Origin of the sequence: Methylotenera sp., from assembly GCF_029946165.1 — a bacterium.
Lineage (GTDB): Bacteria > Pseudomonadota > Gammaproteobacteria > Burkholderiales > Methylophilaceae > Methylotenera.
Genome location: NZ_JAQSDZ010000008.1, coordinates 32,424 through 48,697 on the forward strand (window position 1 = coordinate 32,424; position 16,274 = coordinate 48,697).

A 16,274-nucleotide genomic window follows, 5' to 3' on the forward strand; every position below is an offset into this window, starting at 1 on the left:
TTGAAATAGAATTCAAGTTGTTAAGTATTTAATCAAACATGCAGTTTGTAAGAGTAAATCGTACAACCTGCATCCATATACCAGTTTCATTTAAGGCTTCACTTAATGTCTGATTTTGCAAACCGCCTGATCGCTTGGCAAAAAATACATGGGCGTCATGACTTACCTTGGCAAAATACGGTGGATCCGTACGCGATTTGGGTGTCTGAAATTATGTTGCAACAGACGCAAGTTACCGCAGTGATTGGCTATTACAGCAAGTTCATGCAACGCTTTCCAACTATCGCCAGCTTGGCAAATGCAACACAAGATGAAGTATTGCAGCATTGGAGTGGCTTAGGCTATTACTCAAGAGCGCGAAACTTACACAATGCCGCCGTGACAATAATCGATGAACATCATGGGCAATTCCCGCAGGACTTTGAAACGATTCAAATGCTGTCTGGCATAGGTCGCTCCACGGCAGCAGCCATTGCTTCATTCGCTTTTAATCAAGTACAAACCATTTTAGATGGCAACGTAAAGCGCGTACTCGCTAGGCACTTTTTAGTTGAAGGCTGGCCGAGCTCACCAAAAGTTGAAAAAGAATTATGGTTGCTCGCTGAGAAATTACTACCTGAACAAGGCATGGTAGCTTACACACAAGGCCTCATGGATTTAGGTGCAACACTTTGTACCAGAAGCAAACCAAAATGCGGCCATTGCCCATTAAACACTAATTGCAAAGCACTTAACGCACAACGCATACATGAATTACCGACACCTAAGCCGCGCAAAACCATTCCAGAAAAAAATACCACCATGCTGATATTGCGTCGAGGTGATGAAATATTGCTAGAGAAGCGTCCTTCCACTGGCATTTGGGGTGGCTTATGGAGTTTTCCTGAAGCTGAAAATAGCCAAGACACAGAAGCCATCATTCTCAATAAATATGGAATAATCGCCGAAAACGATATTACCCTAGCCAATTTAACGCACGTTTTTACGCACTTTAAGCTGCATATTTGCCCACAAATATTGCAAGTGGTAAAACAACAACCGCAAGTAAACCAAGCTGCTCATATGTGGGTAAATATTGAGGATGCCATTGGCGCTGCGATTCCAACGCCTATTCGTAAAATTCTACTGAGCATGCAAAAATAGCAAAGTCACCTTGTTTTAAATCAAGGCGAAGTAATTCTTGTCAGACTAAGATAAACTAAACGTCTTGAATACACTAACTGCTTACTTAAATTGTATTTTCACACGAATGCGCTAAATGACTGAAGAGACCAAAACTGATGATGAGGGCTTAATAGCCTCGGTTAAAAATATTGCCACAACTTTGCTGGCGCTAATTCGTACACGTCTAGAATTACTTTCTACAGATTTAGAAGAAGGCTGGATTAGACTGACTTCACTATTAGTCACTGCTTTTGTCGCACTGTTCTGCCTTTGTTTTGGCATGGTGTTGTTGTCTATATTTATCATCGTGCTACTTTGGGATACGCATAGATTACTGATATTAGGCTCATTAACAGGCATCTTTATTACGGCGGGCGTCGTGTTATGTGTGATCGCAATGCGCGCGCTCAAAGCCATGCCGCACTTATTTGAAACAAGTATTATTGAGTTGGCAAAAGACCAGAAGCGGCTTGAAGATGCTGACAAGCCAGTTTAGAAAATGAAGAAAAAACTAGCCTCGATTGTTGAACGTCGCCAACTGCTGGTAACACAAGCTGCGCAGCAACGTTCAGCCTTGGCAAAAAACTTACAGCCGCTACAAAGTAGTTTGGCGCTTGCAGATAAAAGCTTAAACATCGTACGCTATGTTAAAAAGCATCCAATACTTATCATGGGACTGGTTAGCTTAGTCGGCTTACTTAAACCAATGCGTGCGGTTACATGGCTGCGACGTAGCTGGGTTGCGGGCTTAGCAATACGTGGCTTGCGTGCGTGGTTAACAAAATCTAAGACAACTAAAACATAATAAAAAAGCGGCCTAAGCCGCTTTTTTATTTAGTGAAATCTTGCTTGCAGTATTTTATCTGCCAACATTTGAAAGCGCGGCGAACCAAACTCTTTGGTTTGTGAGCCTTCATCTGCAATATGCAATAGCTCTTCAATTGCAGATCTAAATCCCAACTCAAATAACCAGTAATCAGATTGATCAATCGCAGATTTTTTATCTGCGCTTACATCTTCACAAAGTCGCTCAAATGCTTCCATACATGCGTTATATTCAGACATATTCACTCCTGATTTATGACACTGATATTTCAATCATAGCAAATTTTAATTAAAATTTGCTAATCTTTACAACACATTGCTTATTGCTATGGAATCAAAACTGGCTATTCAAAGCAAAATTTAGAAATTAAATCTCGCCCCAGCTTTCTTCCCACATGCAATGTTTGATAGTTTTACGGTTTGCAATCAACTCATCAATTGATGGCTCATCGTTCAATGCGCGTTTAAGCGCTAATTTAATCGCTTCATAGTTGTTTTTATATAGGTCTGCTTTATCTAAAGTACCCGCTTTTTCTAATTCAATACAACCTGGATCAATCCATAGCAAAGCCACGATACATAAATCATTCACTTGGTCTTTAGGGATAATGCCTTCAATCACCGCATCTAAAATACCATCAGCCACACCTGCTTGAACCACGCCACCAAACAAACCCACATCCGTGCTGCCTTTAAGCGTCACTTTTGGCACCATCATGCAAGCTGGACGTACTAATTGGTTAATGTCACGCACCGCAAACATTGCAGTGTGGCCTTTGCTTTGCGCCATCATGTTAGCAAATGCTTGACCTACAGGGCCATCTACAGCGCCGATTAAAATTTCAGGCATAGCTGCAGTTACATCTTTACCTTCTGAATAAACAGTAGCTTCACCAGCTTTAAACACGATTTTTGACATAATTTTCTCTTTGATAACGTTAAATAAAACACTATTTTACCAAAGGCTTAGCTTTAGTTTCAATTTAATTAATAAGCCTCACTATAAATCTAATCGCATATCTACATGCGGAATATCTACATCTGTATATTCCTCGCTGGTTTGCTCAAATCCAGCTTTTAGATAAAAGTTAATGGCATGAGTTTGCGCTGACAAACAAATACTCTTACTGCCATGCTTTTTGCAGATGTTAATGGCTTCTAGTAACAAGGTTGCACCCACGCCCAAGCCACGCCAGCGCTTAATTACTGCCATGCGACCAATTTTTTCATAATGAATGATTCGTAAACACGCGATAGGCTCATCTGCAAATAGAGCTAAAAGATGCACGGCGCTATAATCAATCTCATCCCACTCGAACTCGGGTGTCACAAATTGCTCTTCAATAAAAACGGGGGTACGCACTGCGCGGAGTTTATTTTCTGCCTCTAGCCATGTCACTTGTTGAATAATGACTTTTGAGGCCATCTCTGATGAAATTTCCGTTTGACTAGATTTTGTCTGCATTTAGATAAGCTTGCGAAATTAGAATGTTCAGTGCATTATTCAGGCTATAAATTTTTGACTCATCGAAAGTGACTTATGCAACGTTATTTATCAGCACTTGCTCGCATTTTACTCGCACAAGTTTTCCTATTACAAGTGACCATGCTCATGGTTGGATTTTTTAGCAATCCAGATGGTTATGCACAATATCAAGCTGGATTAGGCAGTTTAGGTTTGCCAGGTATTTTTGCACCTTTAATTATTTTGATTCAATTAGTTGGTGGCTTAGCACTATTGGTAGGTTTTAAAACTAAGTTTTTTGCATTATTCATGGCGATTTATGCGGTGATTATTTCTGTTTTACTCCATTTGCCAGTGCTTCAATACTTAGCGATTGCAGGTGGTTTGTTAATGTTATATTTAAATCCTATCACGGCTTTCAGTGTTGATAGCATGAAAAAATAATTGGTATCTCACCAAAAAAAAGCGGCTATTAGCCGCTTTTTTATTATCTAAGACTCTGACAACTACTCGTGTTTACTCCCACTCCAGCGCTGGATAAATCGTATTCACATTGCGCCTATTGGCGATATCAAATAACACCCATTTGCCCTTTTCAGATGCCGCCGCAGTGTTCATGGCAGATTCCATACTCTCACCTTTTTTTATGCTGGCGCGTATATCTGCTAAAAGCACGGTTAAATAATGTTCCTCATTATCTAGCGCTACTATCCAGTTTTTAGTCACGGGCCCATGACCAGGAACGACTTGCTTGGCTGGGCTATTTTTCAGCTTTTGTATTTCTGTGATTAAACCCTTTATGTCACCTTCTAGCACTGGCGTGCGCTCGATAAACAACAAATCACCAGTAAATAACGTAGATGCCTTACTTTCAATGATTGAAACATCTGTATTGGTGTGAGCTACAGGGTGCGCGGTTAGCGTAAGCTTTCTATCACCCAGATCAAGCGCTAGTGTCGATTTAACGGTCATTGTTGGCTTAACGAGTTCGCTAGCTTGTGCATCCGCACCTAACAATCTGGCGTTTAATTTAGCATAGGCTTCATGACGCAATTCCATGGCATTTGCCAGTTTATCGTGACCTATAAATTGTGGTTTATCCACTAGAAAAGCGGCATTGCCATAGATATGGTCAGGGTGTACATGCGTGTTAATCACATATAGCACTGGTAAAGGCGTGACTTTGCGTATAGCTTCGTGTAACTGCTTGCCGACTTTAAAACTGCCGCCAGTATCAATCACCGCTACACCTTTGCTACCTACAATAAAGCTAGCATTACAAATGTCACCTTGATAGCCCTCATCAATATCTAAATGTACGCCGTGATGTACGTAAATTCCATCGCCCAGACTTTCAATTGCAAAGTTGTCATCATGCGCAGCTTTTACCTGCGCACAGCCCACCAACGCCAGCAGACTAAGGGTTATCATTAAAATTCGCATGTTTCATTCCTGTTGCTTAAATAATTGGATAGAATGATGTGCTATTCTGCAATCTATCGCTGTGACGCGCGTCACACAGAGCAAAAAAATTAATATACAGGAATATCACAATGATTCAAACATCTACTCGATACACCAAAACCGCCGTGATACTTCACTGGCTTATCGCTATTTTTCTTGTTGGGATGTTTATTTTAGGCTGGTTTATGACCGAAATTCCAAAAGAAGCGCCTAAACAAACGGCCTTTGATTTATTCGACTTAGGTATTTATTCTTGGCAAGTGGCCCAAGAAATCACACCTAGAGCATTTTATTTCAATTTACATAAATCGTTAGGTCTGACCATTTTTGCGCTGATCGCTATCCGTATCTTATGGCGTATTGCACACAAACCACCAGCATTGTTAACATCTTATTCTGCGTTAGAACGAAAACTCGCTACAGGAACACATCATCTGCTTTATACCTTAATGGTTGTCATACCATTAACGGGCTTAGTAATGAGCATCTACGGAAAATATAGTGTGAACTGGTTTGGAATAGAGTTAATCAAAGGCGCTGACAATAAAGGCATTCGTGATATTTTTGAAAGCACTCACGAGTTACTTGGTATTGTGCTGTTGGCATTCGTTGCACTGCATGTTGCGGGTGCTTTAAAACATAAGCTTATTGATAAAGACGAAACTTTAAAACGTATGTCACTCTAGTTAAATTGATGTGCAAATAGAAAAGCCCGATTCAATCGGGCTTTTCTATTTATTGGTGATACTGCTTGCTGTATTTTCTAACCGCTTCCAGCATCGCTGCTGCGTTTTCTGGAGGCGTCCATTGTGTAATGCCATGTCCAAGGTTGAAGATGTGTCCATGACCTTTACCGTAGCTTCGAAGTACATTTTCCACCTGCTTCTCAATCGCTTCTGGCGTTGATAGCAAAATAGCTGGGTCTAAGTTACCTTGTAAGGCGACTTTATCACCAACGCGTTTACGCGCTTGACCAATATCAACTGTCCAATCTAAGCCAAGGGCATCTGCGCCAATTTCAGCTTGCGCTTCTAACCATAAGGCGCCGCCTTTGGTAAATACTACACTTGGCACTTTGCGACCGTCATTAGTCTTAGTTAAGCCTGCAACAATCTTTTGCATGTAGTTCAGTGAAAACTCAATGTAAGCGTCATGTGACAACGCACCGCCCCACGAGTCAAATATCATCACAGCTTGAGCACCTGCGGCGATTTGCGCATTTAGGTACTGAATCACCGTTTGTGCTGTCGTCTCTAAAATATGGTGTAGTAAATCTGGGCGGGCATACGCCATTTTTTTAATCGTTAAAAAGTCTGTACCGCCTTTGCCTTCCACCATGTAAGTTGCTAAAGTCCAAGGGCTGCCAGAAAAGCCAATCAAAGGTACGCGACCATCTAGCGTTTTACGAATTTGCGCTACGGCATCAAACACATATTGGAGTTTAGCCATATCTGGCACTTCTAGCTTCAGAATATCAGCCTCTTCACGCAGTGTGCGCTCAAATTTCGGGCCTTCGCCTTCTTCAAAATATAATCCTAAGCCCATGGCATCTGGCACGGTAAGAATATCTGAGAACAAAATAGACGAATCTAATAGCGGATAACGGTCTAATGGTTGAATCGTCACTTCAGTCGCAAAATCTGGGCTTTTACATAACTGTAAAAAACTACCAGCGGTTTTACGGCTTTCTCTGTACTCTGGTAAATAACGTCCCGCTTGACGCATCATCCATACTGGCGTGTAGTCTGTTGGTTGGCGCATTAGCGCTTTTAAGAACGTATCGTTTTTTAATTCACTCATTGTATTAACCTAAATATTCAACTCATAAAAAAGGACGCAAAATAATCTACTTCGCGTCCTTTGTATCTAATCATCGTTTATAAACTTGGATTAGAAATTTCATTTGCTCTCACAACTTAGCGTGGCAATGTAGAAGAACCCATTAAGAACTCATCCACCGCTTTAGCAGCCTGACGGCCTTCACGAATAGCCCAAACCACTAATGATTGGCCACGGCGCACATCACCAGCGGCGAACACTTTAGTTTTGCTGGTTTTATAGCTGTCAGCGCCGTCAGTAGTGGCTTTTGCATTACCGCGAGCATCTTTTTCTACACCAAAAATTTCGAGCAATTTCTGCACTGGTGATACAAAACCCATCGCTAATAATACCAAGTCAGCTTTAATGGTGAACTCTGAATTAGCGATTTCAACCATTTTGCCGTTAACCCACTCAACTTTAGCGCCTTTTAAAGCGACAACTTTGCCATTCTCGCCAATTAACTCTTTAGTAGTGATAGACCAATCACGGTTTGCACCTTCTTCATGCGAGCTTGAGGTACGCATTTTGAGTGGCCAGTTAGGCCATACCAAGTTTTTATCTTCTTTTTCTGGTGGTTGCGGCATTAACTCAAATTGCGTAATGCTTAACGCACCGTGACGGTTTGAAGTGCCTACACAGTCTGAACCTGTATCACCGCCGCCAATCACCACCACATTCTTATTGCTCGCCATCACTTGGTTTTCAACAGTATCGCCAGCCACTACGTGGTTCTGCGGTGTTAAAAAGTCCATGGCATACATCACGCCATCTAGCTCGCGACCTTTTACTGGTAAGTCACGTGGATACTCAGCACCGCCCGCTAAGATCACCGCATCAAACTCAGCAAGCAAATCATCGGCTTTAACGTTTTCACCTACATTTTGATTCACACGGAACTCAACACCTTCAGCTTCCATCTGTGTCATTCGGCGGTCAATATGTGATTTTTCCATTTTAAAATCTGGAATACCATAACGAAGCAAGCCACCGATACGGCTATTTTTTTCTAACAACACAACGCTATGGCCAACACGTGCTAATTGTTGCGCAGCTGCCATACCCGCTGGACCTGAACCGACGATGGCTATTTTCTTACCTGTTTTATGCGCAGGAATTTGTGGCGTAACCCAATCATTTTCCCAAGCTTTATCGATAATCGCATGTTCAATAGATTTAATGCCGACAGGATCTGCATTGATATTGAGCGTACAGGCTGCTTCACAAGGTGCAGGGCAAATACGACCAGTGAATTCAGGAAAGTTATTGGTGGAATGCAACACATCAATCGCTGTTTTCCAATCTTGGCTATACACCAAGTCATTAAAATCTGGGATGATATTATTGACTGGACAACCTGTAGTACAAAATGGAATACCGCAATCCATACAGCGCGCACCTTGCTGCTTGGCTTCTGCATCGCTTAAATGTAATACAAACTCCTTGTAGTTTTTAACGCGGTCAGTCACTGGCAGATTTGCTTCCGCCAGTCTATCGTACTCCATGAAACCTGTTACTTTGCCCATACTAATAAGCCCCTACCCATATTTAATTTTTTGCATTGCGCATGCTATTGTTTTACCAGCAGTTATTAACCAATTAATGCTGTTATTAAGCTGCAACTAGCGCTTTATCTTCAGCGAGTTCGATTAACGCGCGTTTATATTCATTTGGCATCACTTTGACAAACTTAGTTCTGTAGTTTGCCCAATCAGCCAACATGTCACCAGCACGAACGCTACCAGTATATTTAGCGTGATTTTCAATCAATGCTTTTAGTGTGATTTCATCTGGTTGATCTAAATGATGTACTTTGTCTACGCATGCATCTGCACACTCTACTTTTTCAAGCGCAACCATGCTCATATTGCAGCGTTTTGCAAATAGACCGTCTTCGTCATATACATACGCAACGCCGCCGCTCATACCTGCTGCGAAATTTTGACCAGTTAAACCAAGCACCACAACAGTACCGCCAGTCATGTATTCGCAACCATGATTACCAACACCTTCAACCACAGCAGATGCGCCTGAGTTACGTACACAGAAACGCTCGCCTGCAACGCCACGGAAATAACTCTCACCTGTAGTTGCGCCATACATCACAGTATTACCAATGATAATATTTTCATGCGCGATACCGCGGAATGCGACTGGTGGCTTGATGATAATACGCCCGCCACACAAGCCTTTACCCACGTAATCGTTACCTTCGCCTGTTAATTCAAATGTGATGCCTTTAGCTAGGAACGCTGCGAAACTTTGACCTGAAGTACCAGTAAAGTTGACGTGTATCGTGTCATCAGGCAGGCCTGCATGGCCATAACGCGTAGCTACTTGGTTAGATAACATAGTACCTACCGTACGATTCGTATTAGAAATTGGTATATCTAATACAACTTTTGCACCAGTTTCTAAGGCGGTATTCGCCAAGCTCACTAACTTGTTATCCAACGCGTTTACTAAGCCATGGTCTTGTACATCATTATTTTTGCGTGAAACTGTTGCTGGCATTTCTGGCAAGTGGAACACTTTGGCAAAGTCTAAACCTTGAATTTTCCAGTGATCGATCCCTGCTTGCATATCTAGCAAATCTGCACGACCGATTAAGTCATCAAACTTAGCAACACCGATAGAGGCCATTAACTCACGCACTTCTTCAGCCACAAAGAAGAAGTAGTTAACCACATGTTCAGGCTGGCCAGTAAAGCGTTTACGCAATTCTGGATCTTGTGTTGCTACACCTACTGGGCATGTGTTTAGATGGCATTTGCGCATCATGATACAACCTTCAACCACTAGCGGCGCTGTAGCAAAACCGAATTCATCTGCTCCTAATAAAGCACCAATCACCACATCGCGACCTGTTTTGATTTGACCATCGACTTGTAGTACAACACGACCGCGCAATTGGTTAAGCACCAAGGTTTGTTGTGTTTCTGCCAGACCAATTTCCCATGGGCCGCCAGCATGTTTCACTGATGAAATTGGTGAAGCGCCTGTACCGCCATCATGACCTGCAATCACAATATGGTCTGATTTTGCTTTAGCCACACCAGCAGCAACCGTACCTACGCCAGTTTCAGCCACTAACTTTACTGAAATAGACGCTTTAGGATTTGCATTTTTCAAATCATGAATTAGCTGTGCCAAATCTTCAATTGAATAAATGTCATGGTGTGGTGGAGGTGAAATCAAGCCAACACCCGGCACTGAGAAACGCAATTTCGCAATGTATTCAGACACCTTATGACCAGGTAATTGACCGCCTTCACCAGGTTTAGCGCCTTGCGCCATTTTGATTTGAATTTGATCCGCAGATGCCAAATATTCAGCCGTAACACCAAAGCGACCAGAGGCCACTTGTTTGATGCGTGAGCGCATTGAATCGCCCGCTTTTAGCGGAATATCTTTCACAATGACATCGCTACCAATGACTTTCGCCATGGTCGTGTCAGTGGCAACTGGAATGAAGCGCTTCGCATCTTCACCACCTTCACCCGTGTTCGATTTACCGCCAATGCGGTTCATGGCAATCGCTAAAGTTGCATGCGCTTCCGTAGAAATTGAACCAAGAGACATCGCACCTGTTGCAAAGCGTTTAACAATCTCTTTAGCTGATTCTACTTGCTCTAGCGGAATCGCCGCCCCGACTGATTTAATCTCAAACAAGCCACGCAAGGTCATGTGACGACGCGTTTGGTCATTGATTAATTTAGCGTATTCTTTATATGTATCATATTGATTAGTGCGGGTTGCATGTTGCAATTTAGCAATGGAATCTGGCGTCCACATATGTTCTTCGCCACGCACTCTGAATGCGTACTCGCCACCTGCATCCAAGCTGTTAGCCAACACTGGGTCTTCACCAAATGCTGACAAGTGCAAACGCTCAGCTTCTTCTGCCACTTGGTCTAGGCCGATACCTTCAACATTGGTTGTAGTACCAGTAAAGTATTGCTCTACAAAAGCCGTATTTAAACCAATTGCCTCAAATTTCTGCGCGCCACAGTAAGATTGGTAAGTAGAAATACCCATTTTTGACATGACTTTATACAAGCCTTTGCCAACCGCTTTAACGAAGTTTTTAGCGGCTGCATACGGATCTTTAACATCCATGTGCTTAATGGTTTCAAATGCTAACCACGGGCAAACTGCTTCAGCGCCATAACCTGCAAGCAAGGCAAAATGGTGAACTTCACGCGCAGAGCCAGTATCGATGACCAAGCCTGCGCTAGTACGCAGACCCACATCCACTAAATGCTCGTGCGTAGCTGAACAAGCTAATAATGCAGGAGTCGCTAAGCGGTCTGCGCTGATATTTCTATCGGAAAGAATAAGAATATTGAAGCCACTTTTCACTGCATTTTCAGCGGCACTCGTAATGCTAGCAATAGCTGCCGCCATGCCAGCTTTACCTAGGCTGGCAGGATAAGTAATATCCAACACCAAAGATTTATATTGGTTTTGCGTAAGTGTTGCAATCGCTTTCAATTGCTCAAGCTCATCCAGAGTCAACACTGGTTGGCTTGCTTCTAAACGCATTGGTGGAGTAGATTCATCCACACCTAATAGGTTAGGTTTTGGGCCAATGAATGTTACCAATGACATCACCAACTCTTCACGAATTGGGTCAATTGGCGGGTTAGTCACTTGCGCAAATAACTGTTTGAAATAGTTGTAAAGTAACTTTGGTTTTGCAGATAAGACTGGCAAAGCCGCATCATTACCCATTGAGCCAGCGCCTTCTTCACCGTTTTGCACCATCGGCTGCATCACGAATTTGATATCTTCTTGGGTATAGCCAAAAGCTTGCTGCGTATCCAACAGACTAGCCGCCATTTCAAGGCCGCCATCTACTTTAGGCATATCGCTTAAGAAGTAACGTGTTTTCTCAATCCACTGTTTGTAAGGCTTAGCCTTCGCAAGCGCACTTTTCACCTCAGCATCACCGATAATACGGCCTTGCTCGGTATCAATCAGCAACATTTTGCCTGGCTCTAAACGCCATTTTTTAACGATTTTCTCTTGCGGGAATGTCAACACACCCATTTCTGACGCCATCATCACGAGGTCATCATCAGTCACTAAATAACGCGCTGGGCGCAAACCATTACGGTCTAATGTGGCACCAATCATGCGGCCATCAGTAAACGCCACGGCGGCTGGGCCATCCCATGGCTCCATCAAAGCAGCGTGGTATTCGTAGAACGCGCGACGTTCTTCATCCATCATAGCGTTGTTGTTCCAAGCTTCTGGAATCAACATCATCATCGCGTGTGGCAATGAATAACCACCAGCCACTAGCAATTCTAAACAATTATCAAAGCAAGCTGAATCAGATTGACCTTCTATAATTAGCGGCCATAATTTTTCTAAATCCTCACCAATTAGGCTTGATTTCATTGTTTCATGACGCGCGGCCATCCAGTTAACGTTACCTTTAACTGTATTAATTTCACCGTTATGCGCAATCATGCGGAATGGATGTGCTAAATCCCAAGCTGGGAAGGTATTGGTAGAAAAACGCTGATGTACTAGCGCCAAAGCTGAAACTAAAGTTTCATCGTTTAAATCTGTGTAATAAACACCCACTTCATTAGCAAGCAACATACCCTTGTAAACGATGGTACGTGAAGATAATGACGGAATGTAAAACGTGGCTTTATCTTGTAAATTCAATGCACGGACCGCATGCTCTATGCGCTTGCGAATAACAAATAACTTACGCTCAAAAACGTTTTGATCGGCAACATTTGCACCAATCATCATTTGACGCATCGTCGGCTCAACATCACGCGCTGCATCAGCAATATTGCTGTTATCCACCGGTACATCGCGCCAGCCAAGTAAGGTTTGATTTTCTTCAGCTACGATTTTGCTGATTAAGGCTTCGCAAGCTTCACGATATTTAGCATTTTGCGGTAAAAATATATTTCCCACAGCATATTGACCAGCCTCTGGAAGGCTAATGCCTAACTTTGCAGCCTCCTTACGCATAAATGCATCTGGCATTTGCATCAGCAAACCAGCGCCATCGCCCAATTTAGGGTCATAACCTGTCGCACCGCGGTGAGTAAGGTTAGTTAATAATTCCAACCCTTTTTGCACAATCTCGTGGCTCTTTTTGCCTTTTATATGCGCCACAAAACCTACACCACAAGCATCACGCTCGTTTGAAGGGCTATATAAGCCCTGTTTAGCAGGCTGATTCGAATGCAGATTGTTCAAATTTTGGTTGTTTGAGTTGCTTAAAACTGTTGCCATATTATTTAATCACAAAACATTTAGCGGAACCTTCAAGTTTACCGTGAAATGCCTATGTGTTCAATAAGATAGGGGCAAAAATTAGACTGAATTTTGTTTTTTTGTTTTTTGACGCTTCATTAGCCAATAAAAGCAAGCGCAAACTAAAATTAAAACACCCAGCCAATTCAGTGATACTGAAATGGCTGGGTGTATGAAAATAAAGTGTTCTATTTAAAGCGGCAGTTTTTACTTAATTTGTGAGAACGCCATTTTAGCGGCGGCAATAGTGATAGCAATATCTTCATCACTATGCGCGGCTGAAACAAAGCCCGCCTCAAATGCAGAAGGACCTAAATAAATGCCGCTATCCAACATGCTATGGAAGAACTGATTAAAATGCTCTTTATTTGATTGCATCATCTCATGGTAAGAAGTTGGGCATTTTTCACAGAAATATAAACCGAACATACCACCCACGCTTTGTGCATTAAATAGTACGCCAGCTTCTTTTGCCGCGGCTTTTAAGCCATCCACCAATTTTTGCGTTTGCGCGGTTAGCTTTGCGTGGAAATCTGGCGCTTGAATAAGCTCGAGTGTTTTCAAGCCCGCTGTTACGGCAACAGGGTTGCCAGACAACGTACCCGCTTGATATACCTTACCCACAGGGGCAAGGCACTGCATAATATCTTTACGACCACCAAAAGCACCCACTGGCAAGCCACCGCCGATGATTTTACCGAGCGTAGTCATATCAGGCTTGATGTTATAAAGCGCTTGCGCACCACCCAAAGCCACGCGGAAGCCCGTCATCACTTCATCAAAAATCAATACTGTGCCGTGCTTTGTGCAAAGCTCGCGCAAAGTTTGCAAGAACTCCATATGCGGCACGATTAAGTTCATATTACCCACAACAGGCTCAATAATCACACAAGCAATTTCATCACCTGTTTTATCAAACAAATCTTTTAATTGTTGTGTATTGTTGTATTCCAAAGTCAGCGTGTGCGCTGCAACGCTGGCAGGCACACCACCTGAATCTGGCTCGCCAAAAGTTAACAAACCTGAACCCGCTTTAACTAACAATCCATCTGAATGGCCGTGGTAGCAACCTTCAAATTTCACAATTTTATCGCGGCCGGTAAAGCCACGTGCTGTACGAATCGCACTCATAGTCGCTTCTGTCCCGCTACTATTTAAGCGCACCTGCTCCATACTCGGCACGAGTTTATTAATGAGCTGCGCCATTTCAAGCTCCAAACCCGTAGGCGCACCAAATGACAAGCTATTTGCCGCCGCTTCTTGTACCGCATTAATCACAGTAGGATGCGCGTGTCCAACAATCATCGGACCCCAAGAGTTGATGTAATCGATATATTCCTTACCATCCACATCCCAAAGCTTAGACCCCAAGCCTTTTTTGAAAAATATAGGCGTACCGCCCACGCTACGAAATGCGCGCACTGGTGAATTAACACCACCAGGAATAAGTTCTTGGGATTTGTCAAAAAGCGTTTGATTAATAGAGGTCATTTCGTTGCCTTAAAGTTGGATTCTTTAAATAAGTGTGTGAATTGTTGAACCGCTAATTTTACGTCATCAGCGTTAAAAATTGCATTTATCACAGCGATGGAATCGGCACCTGAGTTAATAACCGATACTGCATTTTCTAACGTAATACCGCCAATTGCGACTGTTGGAATACTTAATTGCGCTTTTGCTTGTTTGAACAACTCTAAGCTTGCTACAGGTGCATGCGGCTTGGTGCTTGAGGCAAAGCAAGCACCAAATGCCACGTAAGTTGCACCAGATTGTTGAGCGCTTAGCGCTAAATCAAAACGGTTGTAGCATGATGCGCCTAGTATTTTATTGGCGCCTAACCTTGCTTTAACTTCTGCGATGTTGCCATCATCTGCACCTATATGTACACCATCTGCATCAAGCATTAAGCAAAGTTCTACTGAATCATTAATTATGAATGGCACCTGGTAATGCTTACATAATGGCTGAATTGCGCGGGATTGATAAGTTTGTAAGTCATAGCTTGCGTTCTTGTTGCGATATTGCAATAAGCTGAGGCCGCCTTGGAGTGCGGCTTCTACTTTAGCTAGCAACAAATCGGTGTTAGCTTCGTCTGGTGTGATTGCGTATAAACCGTGAATTTTATTTGACTGCATGGATTCTTTGCTTTGCTCAGAATGACGTGACTACTTGTAGGAGCGGCTTATAGCCGCGAGCACTGGTGCTGATGACTGCCATGCTTCGCGGCTACAAGCCACTCCAACAGGTAATTTTAAATACATTAATGCGTTTTAACACTACTATCACCACCACTATTCACAACGGCATCTTCTTCATCGCGCGCCCAGAACATGCGGTCTGGAATAAACTGCCCCATACCAGGCCTGAAGCCATTTTTAAGGGTTTGCCAAGTATATTCTTGCGCTTCCATTACTGCCTCTTCCATGCTCAAACCATGTGCCATACAGGCGGCAATTGCACTGGTAAGTGTACAGCCAGAGCCATGATAGCTACCTGCCAATCGCTCCCATTTGTAGGCCTTAATAAGTTTATTTTCACCATACAATGTATTTGTGACTTCTAAACTGCGTTCGTGTGTGCCAGTGATTAGCACGTATTCACTACCCATTTCCAGTAAACGCGCAGCGGCTTCATCTAGCGAGGATAACGACACTTCATCCTCTGCATCAGCAAATGCTAATCGACGCGCTTCTAAGCTATTTGGCGTTATTAACGTAGCTTGTGGAAACAATAGTTCAATCATCGCATCCATCATGTCGTCATTGGTTAAATCATCGCCACGACCAGAGGTTAAAATTGGGTCTATCAACAATGGAATATCAGGATAATCCGCCATAATTTCAGCAATCACCGCGATATTTTCAACTGAACCTAATAGACCAAGCTTAAATGCAGAGACTTGAACATCTTCTAAAATCGCTCGCGCTTGATCGTTCACCCAATCAGCATCCATCGCCAACACGCCATCAACACCGCGTGTGTCTTGTACGGTAACGGCAGTCACCACAGAAAGTGGATGACAACCTATGCTCGCAAACGTGAGAATATCCGCCTGCAAACCCGCGCCACCGCTAGGGTCTGTGCCCGCAAAGGTTAAAACTGAAGGAGGTGCTTGATTGGCCATAATTGTTTATACGCTAAAGATTACATAATTGGAGCGGGATACGGGAATCGAACCCGCGACTAAACTTTGGGAAAGTTTCGTGATGCCATTTCACCAATCCCGCAAGAATGCATATTTTACTGTAAT

At 43.0% G+C, this 16,274-nt stretch carries 15 protein-coding genes and 1 tRNA gene; 5 read left to right on the forward strand and 11 right to left on the reverse strand.

Features of this window, described 5'->3' with window-relative positions:
- Positions 1–105: 105 nt before the first annotated feature.
- The 3 genes from mutY to PSV17_RS05645 all read left to right on the forward strand — a co-directional run bounded on the left by mutY (position 106) and on the right by PSV17_RS05645 (position 1,969).
- Complete coding sequence (mutY, locus tag PSV17_RS05635; RefSeq protein ID WP_300480488.1) at positions 106–1,143, forward strand: A/G-specific adenine glycosylase; 1,038 nt, start codon at positions 106–108, stop codon at positions 1,141–1,143.
- Between the two features lie 115 nt (positions 1,144–1,258).
- Positions 1,259–1,660, forward strand: coding sequence for a phage holin family protein (locus tag PSV17_RS05640; RefSeq protein WP_300480491.1), 402 nt, complete (start codon positions 1,259–1,261; stop codon positions 1,658–1,660).
- Positions 1,661–1,663: 3 nt separating this feature from the next.
- Positions 1,664–1,969 carry a YqjK-like family protein gene (locus PSV17_RS05645; protein ID WP_300480493.1) on the forward strand — a complete coding sequence of 102 codons (306 nt, stop codon included), beginning with the start codon at positions 1,664–1,666 and terminating at the stop codon, positions 1,967–1,969.
- A 29-nt stretch (positions 1,970–1,998) separates the two neighbouring features.
- Here the strand turns inward: PSV17_RS05645 and PSV17_RS05650 are convergent, their stop codons facing one another.
- The 3 genes from PSV17_RS05650 to PSV17_RS05660 form a co-directional block, all read right to left on the reverse strand.
- Entirely contained in the window at positions 1,999–2,229 is a 231-nt protein-coding gene (locus tag PSV17_RS05650; RefSeq protein WP_300480494.1) for a hypothetical protein, read from the reverse strand.
- Positions 2,230–2,356: 127 nt separating this feature from the next.
- Complete coding sequence (gene fae / locus PSV17_RS05655) at positions 2,357–2,908, reverse strand: formaldehyde-activating enzyme (RefSeq protein WP_300480497.1); 552 nt, start codon at positions 2,906–2,908, stop codon at positions 2,357–2,359.
- A gap of 81 nt (positions 2,909–2,989) precedes the next feature.
- Entirely contained in the window at positions 2,990–3,454 is a 465-nt protein-coding gene (locus PSV17_RS05660; protein WP_300480499.1) for a GNAT family N-acetyltransferase, read from the reverse strand.
- A gap of 75 nt (positions 3,455–3,529) precedes the next feature.
- Between PSV17_RS05660 and PSV17_RS05665 the strand changes: the two genes are divergently transcribed.
- The gene (locus PSV17_RS05665) at positions 3,530–3,898 is read left to right on the forward strand and encodes a DoxX family protein (RefSeq protein ID WP_300480500.1); all 369 of its coding nucleotides are present in this window, start codon (positions 3,530–3,532) and stop codon (positions 3,896–3,898) included.
- 72 nt (positions 3,899–3,970) lie between these two features.
- On the opposite strand, the gene PSV17_RS05670 is transcribed toward PSV17_RS05665, so the two are convergent.
- Positions 3,971–4,897, reverse strand: coding sequence for a quinoprotein relay system zinc metallohydrolase 2 (locus PSV17_RS05670; RefSeq protein WP_300480502.1), 927 nt, complete (start codon positions 4,895–4,897; stop codon positions 3,971–3,973).
- A 110-nt stretch (positions 4,898–5,007) separates the two neighbouring features.
- On the opposite strand from PSV17_RS05670, the gene PSV17_RS05675 reads away from it, so the two are divergent.
- Positions 5,008–5,604: a cytochrome b gene (locus PSV17_RS05675; RefSeq protein WP_300480504.1), complete on the forward strand. Its 597-nt coding sequence runs from the start codon at positions 5,008–5,010 to the stop codon at positions 5,602–5,604.
- 49 nt (positions 5,605–5,653) lie between these two features.
- Here the strand turns inward: PSV17_RS05675 and hemE are convergent, their stop codons facing one another.
- The 7 genes from hemE to PSV17_RS05710 form a co-directional block, all read right to left on the reverse strand.
- Complete coding sequence (hemE, locus tag PSV17_RS05680; RefSeq protein ID WP_300480506.1) at positions 5,654–6,718, reverse strand: uroporphyrinogen decarboxylase; 1,065 nt, start codon at positions 6,716–6,718, stop codon at positions 5,654–5,656.
- A gap of 116 nt (positions 6,719–6,834) precedes the next feature.
- On the reverse strand, positions 6,835–8,262 hold the full coding sequence (locus PSV17_RS05685) for a glutamate synthase subunit beta (protein ID WP_300480508.1): 1,428 nt from the start codon (positions 8,260–8,262) through the stop codon (positions 6,835–6,837).
- Between the two features lie 85 nt (positions 8,263–8,347).
- Positions 8,348–13,003 carry a glutamate synthase-related protein gene (locus PSV17_RS05690; RefSeq protein ID WP_300480511.1) on the reverse strand — a complete coding sequence of 1,552 codons (4,656 nt, stop codon included), beginning with the start codon at positions 13,001–13,003 and terminating at the stop codon, positions 8,348–8,350.
- 228 nt (positions 13,004–13,231) lie between these two features.
- On the reverse strand, positions 13,232–14,515 hold the full coding sequence (hemL, locus tag PSV17_RS05695) for a glutamate-1-semialdehyde 2,1-aminomutase (protein ID WP_300480513.1): 1,284 nt from the start codon (positions 14,513–14,515) through the stop codon (positions 13,232–13,234).
- Positions 14,512–15,159 (reverse strand): thiamine phosphate synthase, encoded by a 648-nt coding sequence (gene thiE, locus PSV17_RS05700; RefSeq protein WP_300480515.1) that lies wholly within the window; start codon positions 15,157–15,159, stop codon positions 14,512–14,514. The genes hemL and thiE overlap by 4 nt, the downstream gene beginning before the upstream one ends.
- A 125-nt stretch (positions 15,160–15,284) precedes the next feature.
- Positions 15,285–16,148, reverse strand: coding sequence for a bifunctional hydroxymethylpyrimidine kinase/phosphomethylpyrimidine kinase (thiD, locus tag PSV17_RS05705; protein WP_300480517.1), 864 nt, complete (start codon positions 16,146–16,148; stop codon positions 15,285–15,287).
- A gap of 29 nt (positions 16,149–16,177) precedes the next feature.
- Positions 16,178–16,251: transfer RNA gene (locus PSV17_RS05710), tRNA-Gly, on the reverse strand.
- Between the last annotated feature and the right edge of the window lie 23 nt (positions 16,252–16,274).